Annotated in this window: 15 protein-coding genes; 8 read left to right on the forward strand and 7 right to left on the reverse strand. The window is 61.5% G+C overall.

Annotated elements, in window-relative coordinates:
• The first annotated feature begins 2 nt into the window (after positions 1-2).
• The 6 genes from ACDZ94_RS21615 to ACDZ94_RS21640 all read left to right on the forward strand — a co-directional run bounded on the left by ACDZ94_RS21615 (position 3) and on the right by ACDZ94_RS21640 (position 6,041).
• Complete coding sequence (locus ACDZ94_RS21615; RefSeq protein WP_064453059.1) at positions 3-1,271, forward strand: Zn-dependent hydrolase; 1,269 nt, start codon at positions 3-5, stop codon at positions 1,269-1,271.
• Positions 1,268-2,668 carry an amidase gene (locus ACDZ94_RS21620; protein ID WP_407016661.1) on the forward strand — a complete coding sequence of 467 codons (1,401 nt, stop codon included), beginning with the start codon at positions 1,268-1,270 and terminating at the stop codon, positions 2,666-2,668. The genes ACDZ94_RS21615 and ACDZ94_RS21620 overlap by 4 nt, the downstream gene beginning before the upstream one ends.
• Before the next feature lie 93 nt (positions 2,669-2,761).
• On the forward strand, positions 2,762-3,037 hold the full coding sequence (locus tag ACDZ94_RS21625; protein WP_432750794.1) for a hypothetical protein: 276 nt from the start codon (positions 2,762-2,764) through the stop codon (positions 3,035-3,037).
• Complete coding sequence (locus ACDZ94_RS21630; RefSeq protein ID WP_432750795.1) at positions 3,034-4,074, forward strand: hypothetical protein; 1,041 nt, start codon at positions 3,034-3,036, stop codon at positions 4,072-4,074. Before ACDZ94_RS21625 ends, ACDZ94_RS21630 begins: the two co-directional genes overlap by 4 nt.
• 40 nt (positions 4,075-4,114) lie before the next feature.
• Positions 4,115-4,978 (forward strand): LysR family transcriptional regulator, encoded by an 864-nt coding sequence (locus tag ACDZ94_RS21635; RefSeq protein ID WP_432750796.1) that lies wholly within the window; start codon positions 4,115-4,117, stop codon positions 4,976-4,978.
• 58 nt (positions 4,979-5,036) lie between these two features.
• Entirely contained in the window at positions 5,037-6,041 is a 1,005-nt protein-coding gene (locus ACDZ94_RS21640; RefSeq protein ID WP_432750797.1) for a LacI family DNA-binding transcriptional regulator, read from the forward strand.
• Here ACDZ94_RS21640 and ACDZ94_RS21645 read toward each other — a convergent pair.
• From ACDZ94_RS21645 to ACDZ94_RS21670, 6 genes are all read right to left on the reverse strand, one after another.
• Positions 6,038-6,763: an SDR family oxidoreductase gene (locus tag ACDZ94_RS21645; RefSeq protein WP_432750798.1), complete on the reverse strand. Its 726-nt coding sequence runs from the start codon at positions 6,761-6,763 to the stop codon at positions 6,038-6,040. The genes ACDZ94_RS21640 and ACDZ94_RS21645 overlap by 4 nt on opposite strands.
• 136 nt (positions 6,764-6,899) lie before the next feature.
• Positions 6,900-8,432, reverse strand: coding sequence for an FGGY-family carbohydrate kinase (locus ACDZ94_RS21650; protein ID WP_432750799.1), 1,533 nt, complete (start codon positions 8,430-8,432; stop codon positions 6,900-6,902).
• 1 nt (position 8,433) lies between these two features.
• Entirely contained in the window at positions 8,434-9,513 is a 1,080-nt protein-coding gene (locus tag ACDZ94_RS21655) for an alcohol dehydrogenase catalytic domain-containing protein (protein WP_432750800.1), read from the reverse strand.
• A gap of 27 nt (positions 9,514-9,540) precedes the next feature.
• Positions 9,541-10,533 carry an ABC transporter permease gene (locus ACDZ94_RS21660; RefSeq protein WP_064453067.1) on the reverse strand — a complete coding sequence of 331 codons (993 nt, stop codon included), beginning with the start codon at positions 10,531-10,533 and terminating at the stop codon, positions 9,541-9,543.
• Positions 10,499-12,007, reverse strand: a complete 1,509-nt coding sequence (locus ACDZ94_RS21665) for a sugar ABC transporter ATP-binding protein (RefSeq protein WP_064453068.1) — start codon at positions 12,005-12,007, stop codon at positions 10,499-10,501. Before ACDZ94_RS21665 ends, ACDZ94_RS21660 begins: the two co-directional genes overlap by 35 nt.
• Positions 12,008-12,070: 63 nt before the next feature.
• Positions 12,071-12,994, reverse strand: a complete 924-nt coding sequence (locus ACDZ94_RS21670) for a substrate-binding domain-containing protein (protein ID WP_262665423.1) — start codon at positions 12,992-12,994, stop codon at positions 12,071-12,073.
• A 317-nt stretch (positions 12,995-13,311) separates the two neighbouring features.
• Between ACDZ94_RS21670 and ACDZ94_RS21675 the strand changes: the two genes are divergently transcribed.
• Both ACDZ94_RS21675 and ACDZ94_RS21680 read left to right on the forward strand, forming a co-directional pair.
• On the forward strand, positions 13,312-13,983 hold the full coding sequence (locus tag ACDZ94_RS21675) for a sterol desaturase family protein (protein WP_432750801.1): 672 nt from the start codon (positions 13,312-13,314) through the stop codon (positions 13,981-13,983).
• 2 nt (positions 13,984-13,985) lie between these two features.
• Complete coding sequence (locus ACDZ94_RS21680) at positions 13,986-15,086, forward strand: SMP-30/gluconolactonase/LRE family protein (RefSeq protein ID WP_407016655.1); 1,101 nt, start codon at positions 13,986-13,988, stop codon at positions 15,084-15,086.
• A 50-nt stretch (positions 15,087-15,136) separates the two neighbouring features.
• On the opposite strand, the gene ACDZ94_RS21685 is transcribed toward ACDZ94_RS21680, so the two are convergent.
• A complete protein-coding gene (locus tag ACDZ94_RS21685; protein WP_432750802.1) occupies positions 15,137-16,579 on the reverse strand; it encodes a hypothetical protein in 1,443 nt (480 codons plus the stop codon).
• Positions 16,580-16,728 lie beyond the last annotated feature (149 nt).

The raw sequence follows: 16,728 nt of genomic DNA on the forward strand, positions 1-16,728 counted from the left end.
ACATGAACAGTTTTGCGCAACCACTCAAGAGCAACGCCCCGCTGATCAACCGCGACCGCCTGTGGCAATCGTTGATGGACCTGGCCCAGCTCGGCGCCACCGTTAAAGGCGGCGTGTGCCGCCTGGCGCTCACCGACCTCGACCGCCAGGCCCGCGACCTGTTCGTGCAATGGTGCGAGGCGGCCGGGTGCAGCGTCAGTGTCGACGCCATCGGTAATATCTTTGCACGCCGGGCCGGGCGTAACCCCGCCCTGCCCCCGGTCATGACCGGCAGCCATATCGACACCCAACCCACCGGCGGCAAGTTCGACGGCTGCTACGGGGTGATGGCCGGGCTGGAAGTGATCCGCACGCTCAATGACTTGCAGCTGGAAACTGAAGCGCCGATCGAAGTGGTGGTGTGGACCAACGAAGAAGGCTCGCGTTTCCCGCCGTGCATGATGGGCTCCGGGGTGTTTGCCGGTAAGTTCGACTTGCAGGACACCCTCGACAAACAGGACGAGCAAGGCCTGTCGGTGGGTGCCGAATTGCAGCGCATCGGCTATGCCGGTTCGCGTGCGGTGCTCGGCCACCCGGTGGGCGCATATTTCGAGGCGCATATCGAGCAAGGCCCGGTACTGGAAGACCAGGCCACCACGATTGGCGTGGTCATGGGTTGCCTCGGCCAGAAGTGGTTCGACCTGACCCTAACCGGCGTCGAAGCCCACGCCGGCCCCACCCCGATGCACCTGCGCAAGGACGCCCTGGTGGGCGCCGCCGAGGTGGTCAGCGCGGTCAACCGTATCGCCCATCAGCAACAGCCCCACGCCTGTGGCACCGTCGGTTGCCTGAACCTGCACCCGGGCTCGCGCAACGTGATTCCCGGCCAGGTGCACATGACCATCGACCTGCGCCACCTGCATACCGACACCCTGCAGGCGATGGTGGATGAGGTACGCGGTGTGATCGAAGCCACGGCCCAACGCCACGGCCTGAGTTTTGAACTGACGCCGACCGCCGACTTCCCGCCACTGGACTTCGCCCCGACCTGCGTCAGCGCCGTGCGTGACGCCGCGAGCACCCTGGGCCTGAGCCATATGGACATTGTCAGCGGCGCCGGGCACGACGCGATTTTCGTCGCCGAACTGGGCCCGGCCGGGATGATCTTTGTGCCGTGCGAAGGCGGCATCAGCCATAACGAAATCGAAAACGCTGCGCCGGATGACCTGGCGGCGGGCTGCGCGGTATTGCTGCGCGCCATGGTCAACGCAGCCCAGGGGGACCTGGCATGAGTGAGATTGGCCAACTGACGGCAGTGCAACTGCTGGAGTATTTTCGCGACAAAACCCTGTCGCCGGTGGAAGTCACCGAGGACGCGCTGTTGCGTATCGAACGCTACAACCCGGTGGTGAATGCCTACTGCCATGTTGACCCTGAAGGGGCATTGCAGGCTGCGCGGGCGTCGGAACAACGTTGGATAAAAGGTCAACCGTGCGGGGCACTGGATGGGGTGCCGTCATCAATAAAAGACCTCACGCTGACCATTGGCATGCCCACCCGCAAGGGTTCACGCACCTCCTCAACCGAAGGCCCATGGGACGTGGACGCGCCCTTCTCGGCCTTGATGCGCAAAGCCGGCGCGGTACTGTTGGGCAAGACCACCACCCCTGAATTCGGCTGGAAAGGCGTCACCGATAACCCGTTGTACGGCATCACCCGTAACCCATGGGACACCCGCACCACAGCGGGCGGCTCGTCCGGTGGTGCTGGCGCGGCGGCGGCGCTGAACCTTGGCGTACTGCACCAGGGCAGCGATGCCGGCGGCTCGATCCGAATTCCGTGTGCATTCACCGGCACCTTCGGCCTCAAGCCGACCTTTGGGTATGTACCGCAATGGCCGGCCAGCTCCATGACGATCCTGTCGCACCTGGGGCCGATGACCCGCACCGTCGAAGACAGCGTGCTGATGCTGCAAACCGTCGCTCAACCGGATGCGCGCGATGGCCTGATCGGTGCGCCGCGAACCTCGCCGTGGCTCACGCCGAGTACGGACTTGAAGGGCCTGCGTGTTGCCTATAGCCCGACCTTCGGCTACGTGGATGTTGATCCGCACGTCGCCAAGGTGGTCGCACAAGCAGTTGAGGGCCTGGTGCAATTGGGCGCGCATGTCGAGCAGATCGACCCGGGTTTCAGCGACCCACTGGAGGTGTTCAGCACCTTGTGGGCCGCCGGTGCCGCACGCCTGACCGGGCCGATGAGCGAGGCGCAAAAACAGCTGCTGGACCCGGGCTTGCTGCGTATTGCGCAACGCGGCGAACAGCTCAGCCTCTGCGACTACAGCGCTGCCCTCGAAACCCGCGCGGCACTGGTCGCCAGGATGGCGGCCTTCCATGAGCACTACGACGTGCTGGTCTCGCCGATGATGCCGATCACTGCGTTCGAGGCCGGGCACAACGTGCCACCGGGTTCGGGCATGCATGAGTGGATGGAGTGGACGCCGTTTACCTATCCCTTCAACCTGACACAGCAACCCACGGCATCGGTGCCGTGCGGGTTGGCGGCGAATGGCTTGCCGGTGGGTTTGCATGTGGTGGGCGCGCGGTTTGCCGATGAGCAGGTGCTGCGGGTTTGCCAGGTGTATGCCAAGGCATTTCCCACCGAACACCTTGAAGCACCGCGCATGCTCTGAATGGCGCTTTTCGACCGGGGATTGCCGTGTGCATCACCGGTCGCGTTTGGCTTATAATTCGCGCCTCATTTTTTGTTGCGCGGATTGTTTCAAATGGTATTCACAAGGACCGTTCTGGCGAGTGCGCTGCTCACCCTCCTGCCCTTCATGGCCTGCCACGCGGCGCTGGACCTGACCTACACAGCCCCTGAGCCCAAGGCTGTACCGTCTGATGCAACACCCCAACCCAAATCGCTGTTCCCCATGCAAACCTTGCCGCCTTTGAAGCTCGAATACAGTTGCGAAGGCCCGCAGTGCCAATACGAAACCGATATCGACAAACGTCACGAAGACCAGACGACCCGTCACTGGTCGATCGGCATCCAATGATCAACTGGCTCAAGTCGATCTGGTGCACCACGCCGTCGCAGGCACTCGCCCTGATGATTCTCAGTACCCGACGTAACAAGAACAGGACAAGCCTGCTGCTGGTACTGATCATGGTGAGCACCGCGATCAACTATGCGCTGTTAATCCGTGAGGTGTTCGAGCCCGCCGACCAGACGAACCCGGCGATCTACTCCCTCATGACGTCCGATGAGTTTCGGCAGAATACCTCCGTCCTGTTCGATCAGTTGAATGCATACAACCGTGAGCCGAGCCAGGAACGGCTGGACGTGCTCTCCGGCTTCATCGTGCCCGACCGGGGCAATCTCTGGGTGTATGTCAGCCTTAGGTTCCAATTGCTCCCACAGGCCGAAAAAACCGGCAACTCGCTCCCCCGATACCGTTACGAACCGCAAATCACCATACGCCCGGCATTGCCAGGGCTGTTGCTGTTCATCCTCGTCGAAACCATCTTGCTGTTGTTGCTGATCTACACGAGGCTGAAAGAACCGGCGGCTATCCTCGCGTTTGAAGAGCGCCAACTGGCGCGTTTTTTTGATGATGAGCCGAACGCACCTGCCCCCTCGCCGCTCGACACCGTGCGGCACCTGCTGCATCACTTCCATCGTTTCTGTCTTGCTCTGAACCAGCGACAGAACGGCCGAACAGGCCTTTCGGTGAAAAACGAACCGGATGTGCAAGACCTTCTGCGCGCACTCCTGAGCCTGCACATCGCCGACGTGCGTGCCGAAGAGCCCGTGCCCAGCTGCGCAGGCGCCTCATCGCGTATGGACTTCCTGCTGCATGACCTGCAAGTCGCCATTGAGGTGAAGATGACCCGCGCTGGGCTGAAGGACAAAAAGCTGGGTGAGGAGCTGATTGTCGATATCGCCCGCTATGCGGAACATCCGCACTGCCAACATTTAATCTGTTTCGTCTATGATCCCGGCTACCTCATCCGCAATCGAGAGGCCTTGCAGGAGTACATCCTGCGCCAGGGGCATCGCATTGATGTCGAACTGATCTTTTCGCCCGCCTGAAGGCTTACACTGCCGGGCTTGAGCAACCAGCGAGACCTGCATGGACATCGAACTGGCACGCACTTTTCTCGAAATCACCCGCTGCGGCAGCCTGGCTGCGACGGCCGAGAAACTGCACGTCACCCAGACCGCCATCACCGCACGCGTAAAAAACCTCGAGAGCCAGTTGGGCAGCACGCTGTTTGTGCGCAACCGTGCCGGTGCGCGGCTGACCGCCGATGGCGAAGCCTTTGTGGTCTACGCCAACCAGTTGCTGCAAACCTGGGAATCCGCCAAGCGTGACCTGCCGCTACCGGATGGCTACCGCAATGTGCTGCATATCGGCGGCGAGGTGAGCCTGTGCAACCCGCTGATGCTCGGCTGGGCGCAGGCCCTGCGCGAACACATCCCGGGGCACGCCCTGCGCACCGAAGTGCGCGAAGGCGACTACCTGCTGCGTCAATTGGAACTGGGCGTGCTCGATGCGGCCTTGGTGTTCCAACCGCAGTACTGGCCGGGGTTGCAGGTGGAACAGGTGCTGGAAGAAAAACTGATCCTGGTGCAACTGGCGAGTCAGCCGGCCCCGTACGTCTACATCGACTGGGGCCCGGGTTTTCGCCAGCAACATGATGCTGCCCTGCCCGACAAAGCCCGTGCCGCGCTGAGCTTCAACCTCGGGCCGCTGGCGTTGCAGTACATCCTGGAGAATGGCGGTGCCGGGTATTTCCGCACGCGCGTGGTGCAGAGCTACCTGGACAGCGGCGTGATGCAGCGGGTGCCGAAGGCGCCGGAATTCAGTTTCCCGACCTACCTGGTGTACTCACGCGCACGCGATTGTGCAGTGTTGCAGCAGGCGGTGGCGCTGCTGCGCGATGTGGTCAAAGCCGAAGGTGACTGGTCACAACGCTGGGACCCGCTGATTTGAATCACCGTACACCACTGCGCGTGCTAGCCTGCGGGTGTTTCCTTTCGCAGCCTTACCGATGAACAAGAAAAAGTCTGTCACCATCAGCGACATTGCCAAACGGGTCGGCATGACCACCATCACGGTCTCGCGGGCGCTGAACAAACCTGATCAGGTCAAACCCGCCACCCTGGCGCGCATCCTCGAAGTCGCGCGGGAGTTGGACTATGTGCCCAACGCCTTCGCCCGTGGGCTCAAACGCAGTGAAAGCCTGATCATTGGCGTGATCACCGCCTCGGTGGACAACCCGTTCTACAGCGAAATGATCAAGGCGATTTCCCGCGAGGCGAAACAGCACGGCTACACCATCATGCTGGTGGACACCGACGAACTGGCCGAGCTGGAAAGCAAAGCCGTCGACACGTTGCTGGGCTACCGCGTGGCAGGGATCATCCTGTCGCCGGTCTCTGATGAGCCGAGCTACCAGCCCGATTACCTGGAGCGCCTGGGCAACGGCAAGACCCCGGTGGTGCTGCTCGACCGTACGATCCACGACAGCCCGTTCAGCCGCGTGGTGCTCGACAATTACCACAGCGGCATTCAGGCCGCGCACTACCTGTTGCGCCAGACGCCCGACCTCAAGCGCCTGCTGGTGCTGACCGGCCCCGAGCATTCACGGATCACCGTGGAGCGCCTCAAGGGCCTGCGCGAAGTACTGGCCGAACACCCCCACATTCAGGTCGAAGTGCAGGCCGGCGACTACACGCTGATGCCGTCTTACCTGCATACCCTCGACTACCTCGCCGAACACTGCGCGCCGGACGCGATCATGGGCTTTAACCAGTTGATCACCCTCGGCGCCCTGCGTGCCTTGCGCATGCACAACATCCCCCATGAAAGCCTGACCATCTGCGGCATCGACCGCCTGCCCTTCGCCGATATCTTTGGTGTGCCAATCGCCTGCGTGGCCCACGACGCCTCCCTGGCCGGCAGCAGCGCGGTACGCCTGTTGCTTGACCGCCTGGAAGACCCGTACAAGCCACGGGACAAGGTGGTCATCGCCGGCCAGTTGGAAAACGGCTAGCGACTGGTGTAGCCGCCATCGATCGGCAGGCTTATACCGCTGATCATGCCGGCGGCATCGCTGAGCAGGAACAGCACCGGCAGCGCCACGTCCAGCGTCTCAGCAAAACGCCCCAAGGGGATGGCTGCCAGCGCCGGGTCGCGCTTGGCCGGGTCGGACCAGGCCATGGCGGCCATCGGCGTGAGGGTGACCGTGGGGTTGACGCTGTTGACGCGAATGCCGAAGCGGCCCCACTCGGCGCATTGCACGCGGGTGATGGCGTCCAGTGCAGCCTTGGAGGCGCAGTAGCTGAGGTGATCATCCAACGCCACCAGCGAGGCCTGGCTGGAGACGTTGACGATGCTGCCGGCAATCTTTGCCTCGATCATTTTTGCAGCGACCCGGCTCGCGACCTGGGCGGCGGCGCGGGCATTAACGTTCATCACCTGGTCGAACGCGGCAGCGCTGATGGCGGCGGCGGGTTCAAGACGGGAAATGCCGGCGCAGTTGACCAGGCCGTGCAGTGGCGGCAGGTCGTGCAGGGCGTTGTCGAGGGCGGCGCTGTCGGCGATGTCCACGCATAAGGTGTTGCAGCCCAACTTGGCCAAGGCCTCGGCGTCGCGGCCGAGGGCGAAGACTTCGGCGCCGCTGTTGATGAGCTGAAGGGCAATTTCATGGCCAATGCCGCTGGTGGCGCCAGTGACGAGGATGCGCTGGTGGGTGAAGTTGAAGGTGGTGGTCATGGTCACTCTTCCATAGACAATAAAGGTCCACTGTGGGAGCTGGCTTGCCTGCGATTACGGTGGGTCAGTTAGCCCATTTGCCACTGATACACCGCTATCGCAGGCAAGCCAGCTCCCACATTCGGACCGTGTTGAATCAGTCGGATTGCAAGCTGTGCATGATCGGTTTCAGCGCGGGATACAGCTTCAAATACTCGCCAAACGCGCGGTCATAGGTCATGACATTTTCGCGCTTTGGCTGCGCGCGCAGCTCCAATTGCACCCAGCCCTTCTCCATCGCCCCATCACTCACCAACCCCACCGTATGCGCGGCCAGCAACGCTGCGCCCATCGCCGCCTCAACTTCTTGAACGATGGTGTAAACCGGGTACCGCGTGATGTCCGCAATAATCTGCATCCACAAATCCGAATGACTCGCGCCACCGACCACAATCAGGCGCGGGTCCAGCGATTGCGCGCCCTGGGTGCCGGCTTCGATATTGTGCCGCAGGGCAAAACTTACCCCCTCCAACACCGCGCGGTACAGGTGAATGCGGCTGTGATACAGGTTCAGCCCGACAAAACTGCCGCTGGCGTGGTCATCCCATACCGGGCTGCGTTCGCCCATCAGGTACGGCAGGAACAACAAGCCTTCGCTGCCTGCCGGGATCTTCATTGCGCTCTGTTCCAGCAACACCAGGCTGTCCTGGCCACTGGCCTGGGCCTGTTGCTCTTCGGCCTGGCAGAACTGCTCGCGAAACCAGCTGACCGATGCCCCGGCGGTGATTGCACCGCCGAAGATGTACAAGTCCTGATGGCCGTTGTAGACATGCGGCATGCTCACCAGGCCGTGGCGTGCATCGACGTGCTGGTTCAAATAACCCCAGCACATGCTGGTGCCGATCATCGCCACGTGATTGCCCGGCTGCGTAACGCCTGCGGCCAGAGTGGCCATGGCCGCGTCCACGCCACCGGCGAGGATCGGTGTGCCTGCCTGCAGGCCCAGGCGCAGGGCCCAGCTCTCCAACAGCCCGCCCACCACCTCACCGGAATACACCAGCCGCTCGGGCATCATCGCCATGGGAATCTGCAGCGCCGCGAGCATCTCCTCGGACCAGCCCCGCTGCGCCACGTCATAGACGCCGCCGATATTGCCGGCGCTGCTATGGTCCACCGCCAACTCACCGGTCAGGCACCAATTGATATAGCTGTTCGGCGGCAGCAGGTAACGCGTATTGGCCCACACCTGCGGCTGATGCTGCTTGAGCCAGAGCATCTTGGTGAAGCCGTAGTAGCTGTCCACCGAGTTGCCGGTGACCGCAAACAAGCGCTCAAGGTCGACATGCTCGCGCACCCAGGCCACCTGCTCGCCGGCACGGCGGTCCATCCAGATCAGGCACGGGTGCAGCGGCGTGATCTGCGCATCCACCGCAATTCCCGAGCCGCCGTACAGGCTGCTGATGCACAGCGCCTTGACCTGCTCCGCTGCCACGCCGGCCCTGGCCATGCACTGCGCCACGCAGGCCTCGACCGCATCGAGCCAGACCTGCGGCCATTGCTCGGCCCAGCGCACTTTCGGGGTATCCACGCGATACCCCTGGCTGTGCTGCGCGATGATCGTGCCTTGACCATCCACCAGCAGCGCCTTGGTGCTCTGGGTTCCAATGTCGACACCCATGACGTAGTTCATCTCAAAGCACCGGCTTCAACAGCACCTTGATCGACTTCGTCGAGTTGGCCAACTCGAACGCTTCGGCAAAGTTATCCAGCGGGAAGTCATGGGTGACGATGCCTTTGGAGGTGACCAGGCCGCGCTCGAACAGGTCAATGGCAATCGGGTAGCAATAGGGGCCCAGGTGCGCGCCGCGTACGTCCAGCTCCTTGCGGTCGCCGATGATCGACCAGTCGACACTGGTTTCGGCGCCGAATACGCTGAACTCGACAAAGCGCCCGAGCTTGCGGATCAGGTCCAGGCCCTGGGTCACGCCGGCCGGTACGCCGGTGGTTTCGATGTACACGTCGCAGCCGTAGTTGTCGGTGAGACCGTTGATGATCTCGCGGGCATTGTCGCGGGATGGGTTGATCACCACGTCGGCGCCGAATTGCCTGGCCAGTTCGAGGCGCTCATCGACCATGTCGATCACCACCAGTTTTTTCGGGGTCTTCAGCGCGGCCACCTGGACCATGCACAGCCCGAGGGTGCCCGCACCGGCGATCACCACCACGTCATCCAGCTGGATTTCGCCTCGGTTGACGGTATGAATCGAGCAGGCCATGGGCTCCACCAGCGCCGAGTCTTCCAGCGACACCGACTCCGGAATCTTGTGCACGATAGCGGTTTTGGGAATGCGCATGTACTGGGCCATGCCGCCTTCGGCCACTTCACGCTGGAAACCGAAGATGTTGTGCACCTCGCACATCCAGTATTTACCCGACTTGCAGAAGCGGCACTTGCCGCACGGCACGATCTGTTCGGCGATGACCTTGTCGCCGACCGCGACTTCAAAGTGCTCTTCAGCGCCCTCGCCCACTTCCACCACGTAGCCAAAAAACTCGTGGCCCGGCACCACGGGTGCCTTGACCCACGGGTTGTCGCCGCCCCAGAACATCGCCGCACCCGAGTGGCATTTGCAGTCGCTGGCGCAGATGCCGCAGGCGGCGATGCGGATCACCAGTTCATTGGGGCGTGCCTGGGGTTTGCTGATGCGTTGCAGGCGGTAGTCCTTCGGGCCGTGGCAGACGACGGCTTGCATTTCGGTGTGCTTGTCCATGGTGTTCGATCCTGTCTTGAGAGGCATTTATTTATGGCGCTGACGGCTGATAAAGATCGCCAGCAAGATGATTGCGCCCTTGATCACGCTCTGGACGTAGGGCGAGACGCCGAGCATGTTCAGGCCGTTGTTCAATACGCCAAGCAACATCGCGCCGAGCAACGTGCCGACGATCACGCCGCGCCCACCGGCAATCGAGGCTCCGCCGAGCACCACGGCCGCAATCGCATCCAGCTCGAACGACACGCCGGCATTCGGCTGGCCGCTCATCAGGCGTGAGGTCAGCACCAGCCCGGCAATCGCCGCCGTCAGGCCACTGATGCCGTACACCAGCAACTTGAAACGCGCCGCGCGCACCCCGGACAAACGCACCGCTTCTTCGTTGCCGCCGATGGCGTAGATGTAGCGGCCGATGCGCGTGTGTTGCAGCAACACGTAGGCGGCAAAGTAGGTGATCAGCATGATCAGGATCGGCACTTCGATGCCGAACAGGCTCTGGCGACCGAAGAAGCCGAACCACTCCGGCAGTCCGGAAATCGGGTAACCGTCGGTGTACATCAGGCCCAGGCCACGGGCGATGCCCATGGTCGCCAGGGTGACGATGATCGGCGGCATATGCAGGTACGCGACGAACAGCCCGTTGCCAATGCCAAAGGCCACGCCGATCAACATCCCGGCGCCAATCGCCAAGCCCGGCGGCAGGCCTGCGACCATCAGGCCGGCGGTCAGGGTGCCGGACAGCGCCATCACCGGCCCCACCGACAGGTCGATGCCGCCGGTGAGAATCACGCAGGTCATGCCCACCGCGATAATCGCGTTGATCGACACTTGGCGGGCGATGTTCGACAAGTTGCTGGCGGTGAGGAAAGTGTCGCTGGCGAGGATCATCACCAGGGTCACCACCACCAGTCCGACAAAGGGATAAAACGCCGGCGAACGCACCAGCCGCGCCAGGTTCAGGCGCAGTCGGCCGGTGTCGCCGGTGTTAATGGACGTATTCACTTGAGCCCCCTGTTGCATGGCGCATGACCTCTTGAGGATTGACGGAGGACGCTTCAAGTACCTTGACGATGGCGCCCTTGTGGAACACGGCGACGCGGTCGCACATGCCGATGACTTCCGGCAGTTCGGAGGAAATCATGATGATTGCGTAGCCCTGTTCGGTGAGGCTGCGCATGAGTGCGTAGATCTGTGCCTTGGCGCCGACGTCGATGCCGCGTGTGGGCTCGTCGAACACCAGCACGTCGCAGTGGTGGTTGATCCAGCGTGCAATCACCACCTTTTGCTGGTTGCCGCCGCTGAGGTTGAACACCCGGCTTTCGCCGCTGGGGGCTTTGATCGACAGCTGCGTCATGAGGCTGTCGACGCTGGCGCATTCGCGGCCCTTATCGATCAAGCCACTGGCGTTCTGGTATTTCGGCAGATTGTTCAGGGTAATGTTTTCGCGAATGCTGAAATCAGTGATCAGCCCTTCACTCTTACGGCTTTCCGGAAGCAGGCCGATGCCTTGGGCCAGGGCCTGCGCCGGGTCATCCAGCGTGACTTTTTCGCCGCGCAGCCAAACGTCTTTGCTCACTGACGGCAGCGCGCCCATCATGCCCAGCGCCAGTTCGGTGCGGCCTGAGCCCACCAGCCCGGCGAAGCCGAGGATCTCGCCTTTGTGCAGCTGGAAGCTGTTGTGGGGGCCGTTGCGCACCAGTTGGATGTCCTTGACCTCCAGTAACAGCGGGCCGCGCTCGGTAGTCGGCTTGGGTGGAAAGCTGCATTCCAAGCGGCGGCCCACCATCATCTCGACCAGGTGGTCGATATCGCTGTCGGCCACATCGGTCACGCCCACATTGCCGCCGTCGCGCAGCACACTGATGCGGTCGCACACCTGGAAAATCTCCTCCAGGTGATGCGAGATAAAAATCACCGCCACGCCCTGGCGCTTGAGCTCGCGCATGATGTCGAACAGCAGCTCGGCTTCGCTGGGCGTGAGGGTAGCGGTCGGCTCATCAAGCACCAGCAAGCGCGCATCCAGGGCCAGGGCCTTGGCGATTTCGACAAACTGCTGCTCGGCCACACTCAAGTGCTTGACCGCACATTGCAGGTCGATCGTCACGCCCAGGCGCTTGAACAACGCCTCGGATGCTTCGACCATCTCACGCTTGCGCAACAGGCCGAAGCGGTTGCTCAACTCATGGCCGAGGAAGATATTTTCCACGGCCGTGAGGTAGGGAATCAGGCTGAATTCCTGGAACACAATGCCGATACCGGCGGCAATCGCATCGCGGTAGGTCGCGAACTGCCGCGCCTGGCCGTCGATCAGGATTTGCCCTTCGTCCTGATGCTCGACGCCGCCGAGGATCTTCATCAGGGTCGATTTGCCCGCGCCATTTTCCCCGAGCAGCGCATGGATCTCGCCGCGCTCCACTTGCAGGTTGATGGATTTGAGGGCCTGTACGCCCGGGTAACGCTTACAGATATTTTCCAGCTTCAGAAGACTGCTCATACCGCCGACCTCGTATTCAGTAGGTGACCTTAAGCCCCACGGGTTGCGTGGGGCCTGGGCGAATTACCAGCTGAAGTCCTTGGCCTTGGCCTGATCGATCAAAGTGATGTCCACCGGGACAGTGGCGGGTACTTGCGAGCCCCACTTCCTGGCCAGGGCGATGCCCAGGGCGAGGCGGATCTGGTCGCGGGGGTATTGCGCCGAGGTGGCGATGAATTTGCTGCCGGGTTTCTGGATCGCCTTGATCGCTTCCGGCGCGCCGTCGACGCTGACCAATTTCACGTCCAGCCCGCTGGCTTCGATGGCCGAGAGTGCACCGAGGGAGCCGTTGTCATTCACGCTGAAAATACCCTTGAGCGTGGGCTGGGCCTGCAGCATGTTTTCGGTGACGGTCAGCGCCTGGTCACGTTCCTGCTTGCCATTCTGGATGCTGACGATCTTGATGTCGGGGTGCTTGGCTACGGCCTCTTTGCAACCGCGTACACGTTCGAGGATCGGCACCACGGCGATGCCGTCGAGGATCGCGATATTGCCTTTGTCGCCGATGTTTTTGGCCAGGTATTCACAGGCCTGGAAACCGGCGTCGAAGTTCTTCGAGCCGACGAAAGAGTCCAGCGGGCCATCTGCCTGGGCGTCTACTGCGACCACCACGACACCGGCCGCGTGGGCGGATTTGACCGCAGACTGTACGCCGACCGAATCGGTCGGGTTGATCAGCAGGATATCGATGCCTTTTTGCAGCATGTCTTCGACGTCGCTGACCTGCTTGGACACGTCGTGGCGGGCGTCGGTGATGATCAGTTTCGCACCGATGGTTGCGCCGGCCTCTTCGAGGGCGTTTTTCATGGTGACGAAATAAGGGTTGTTGATCTCCTGGAAGGAGGCGCCGATGCGGATGGGCTTGGCGGCGTCGGCGAAAGCGGGAGCCGCGTTGCCGAGGGTGATGCTGACAGCCAGTAAACACAGGGTTTTCGGGAGCATTTTCATGGCGTGGTTCTCTGTTTTGTTTTTATTTTTAGAGCAAATGTTATCGTTAACATTTTGCGAGAAACTAGCAAGTAAATGGGGGCTGTGCAAGAGGCCATTGGTCACTCGGGGCCGAATGGAACTCCAAATCGAACGAGATCAAATGTGACAGATGGCTTGCCCGCGAGGCCGACACCCCGGTGCATCAGGCATCCCGCGTGGATGCCATCGCAGGCAAGCCAGCTCCCAAAGAGGCTACGTGTACTGCGCAAAAACTCGCACAATCTCGCGCACCAACTAAGCTCAGCCTCCAACAAAAAAATACCGAGCTTCCCGCCATGGCACACCCCACCGAAACCTTTCGCACCCGCTACCGCAGCGAAGTGAACCGCCATTACAACCCATGGCTGCATGCAAGTTTTGTCCTCGGCTACGGCCTCTTTTGCATCACCCTGGCCTGGTGCTCCACCGAACACATCACCCCACTCCAGTGGCTGACCGTCCCCCTGACCCTAGTGTTTTTCAACCTCTGCATCTATCTCGTGCACCGCCACCTCGGGCACCACAAACACCCCTTCGCCCGCCTGTTCTACGCACGCCACACCGGCGATCATCACAGCTTCTTCACCCCCAGCCACATGACCTTCGACAGCCCCAAAGACTGGCGTGTGATTCTGTTTCCCGCCTGGTTGATCGTGCTGCACAGCCTGGCCATCACCCTCCCCGCGTGGTGGCTGCTCAAGCAGCTGAGCCCTAATGTGGCCGGGCTGTTTGCCGGGTGCATGATCCTCGGCTACTTGCTCTATGAAGTGTTCCATGCCTGCGAACACCTGCCCGCCCACCATCCAGTGGCGCGCCTACCGTGGATTCGCCAGATGCACCAACTGCACGCTCTGCATCACCGTCGCGAGCTCATGCAAGGGCGCAACTTCAATATCGTTCTACCGCTGATGGATTACCTGTTCGGCACCTTGCACTGGGAACCGAACGCCCACGACAACCAGGAATAGTCATGAGCGACCGCCCTAAAAACCTGCGCCATTTACTGTTCGTGCTTGCGCTTGCGGTGATCGCCTTTCTGCTGTTGATGCCGACCAACGTGCAACCGGTGAATTGGTCTGCGCCCAAGGCGCCGTCGATGAAGGAAGGCACCTACGCCGAGAACCAGCGGCTTAAGGCCGTGCAAAAGATTGGCGCACAAGACATTCCCGGCCCTGAAGCCCTGTTGCTGGATGCCCAGGGGTTTCTGATCAGCGGCTTGCATGACGGGCGCATCATCCGCACATCGCCCGACAGCCATACCCTGGAAGTGCTCGCCAACACCGGCGGCCGGCCCCTCGGCCTGGCGTTTCACCCGGATGGGCGCTTGATCGTGGCTGACGGGGTCAAGGGCTTGCTTGCACTCGATGCCAATCGCCAACTCACGCCGTTAAGCAGCGCCGCGAACGGCGTACCGTTTGGCTTTACCAATGACGTGACCATCGACGCCAGCGGGCGCTATGGGTATTTCAGCGATGCATCAAGCCGCTGGGGCTACGGCCAGGATGGCGAAGCCGTGATCGAGCATGGCGGCGACGGCCGCCTGCTGCGGTATGACTTCAGTAACGGGACCACCCAGGTGTTGCTCGACCATCTGCAATTCGCCAACGGCGTGGCCTTGGGCCCGGATGAAAACTATGTGCTGGTCAATGAAACCGGCGCCTATCGCATCAGCCGCTATTGGCTCAAAGGCGCTCGAGCCGGCAGCCACGATCTGTTTGCCGACAACCTGCCAGGCTTGCCGGACAACCTCAGTTTCAACGGGCGCGACCGTTTCTGGGTCGCCCTGTATTCGCCACGCAATCCATTGCTGGATGGTTTCGCCGGCTATCCCTTCTTGCGCAAGGTCATGGTGCGGGCGTTGATGGTGGTGCCCAAACCCATCGAGCACAAAGCCTTCGTGCTCGGGCTGGACACCAACGGCCAGGTCATCGCCAACTTGCAGGATGGCAGCCCGGGCAATTACTCGCCGATTACCACCGCGCGGGAATATGGCGATTGGTTGTACCTCGGTTCGTTGAAAAGCACGAGCATGGCGCGCTTGCCGTTGAAACAGGCGCTGGCTCGCGACTGACAAAAAAGGGGCAGCCCAATCAGGCTGCACCTTTTCCATGACTCAGCGTATCAGTGGATGATGTTCTGCGTGCAGATGTGCCCAAAGGTCACATAAGGCACATTGTCACCGCCGACACCCACCCCCGGGAACTCTGCCAACTCGATACGCCAGCCGCCGAAGTTGAAGGTGGTTTCCCAGTTGTACTTCACACCGGTGCTGCTGTCCGGGTATTGCACGCGGTATTCGCCGAAGCATTCACCGAGCGCGGCACTGGCCTGGGATGTGCCCGCACTGTTGGTGCTGGCCTTGAAGTCGGTCCAGTGGAACTCGGCGCCATCAAAGCGCTTGTCGACGCGCAGGACCGGCGTGACCCCCAACAGAGGCGCGCCAGTGGAGTCGGACCAATTGGTGCTCCAGTTCAACGTGCGTCCAGCCTGGGTCGCCATCCAGAATATCGATGCCGGCACCCGCACGATGTTGTCGCCCTTCACCTCCGACGTGTTCAACCGTGGCGTGGAGCCCAGGCTCAATGCGTACTGCTTGGTCGGGTCCTGCGTCACCGCAGGGTTGGCACGCACACGCACCTTGACGGTCGCGCCCGGCGTTACGCTCGGGTAAGTCGAGGTGGAACCGGCCGGCACAGTGACCCAATTGGTGCCATCGAAGCGGTCGAAGATCCACTGGTTGCGGCTGCCGCTCTCATCGCCCGCCAGGTACATGCTCACGCTTTGGCCACGCACGGCCTTGAAGTCGAAGTAATCGACGTCGTTGGCGTTGTCGAGGTTACCGGTCACCTTGTTCATCGAGTCCGGCAGCACAAAGGCGGTTTGCTCGGTGTCATTGGGCTCAAAGGCATCGATGTTGGTGTCCGCCGCCACGCCGAAACTGAACTGCGCGTTGTTCGCGGTCTTGGCCACCATGTACCAGTAGTAGTCCCCAGCAGGCAGTACGCCGCCCAGGTATTCATCGGCATTGCCCGGGTTGTCGGAGGTGTCGATCAACTGCGGATTACCCTGGCCGTCATCACGGAACAGGGTCAGCGACATATCGGCGCCGGCACTCTGATTGATCAACTGCACCAGCACCCGGGCGTTTTTCGGCAGGTTGAAGTGGTAGGGAAATTCCTGGCCGGTTTGCACCTCGGTGACGGTGTAAAGGGTGTTGATCTCCAGGGTGGGAAACAGCGGTTCAAAGGCGGTGACAGCAGCACTTTTAAGGCTGGCCTGGCTCGGTTTTTTCAACGCGCTGACGGCGGTGTTGAACGGCGCCGACTTGGCCGCCTTGGGGGTTGCGTTTACCTTGCCATTTTTGGCGTCCAGGAACTTTTGCCGTAGCTCGTCCGAGATCGGCACTGCAGTCAGTGTGCCGCCAGGTTTCAGCGCATCGATCACACCTTGGTTGACCGTTCCGGGGGTGAGTTGGGGAAGGGTTTGCTCGGCCAGGGCAGAGGCCGAAATGAAGCAGGAGGCCATCATGGCCGCGCCCAGCATCAGGGCTTTTGTGGGTTTCATTTTTTATCCATCCATAGTTAAAAAATTGAAGCTCGGGTGACCGGTGACATCCGGTCACCTGGGATGGACTGTAGGACATAGCTGTATGCATGTACAGTATTTTTTATATTGATATGGACTCGTTGCCTGCTGGCAAGAGAACAGGCGCG

The organism is Pseudomonas sp. UBT, from assembly GCF_050915955.1.
Taxonomy (GTDB): Bacteria; Pseudomonadota; Gammaproteobacteria; order Pseudomonadales; family Pseudomonadaceae; genus Aquipseudomonas; species Aquipseudomonas antarctica_A.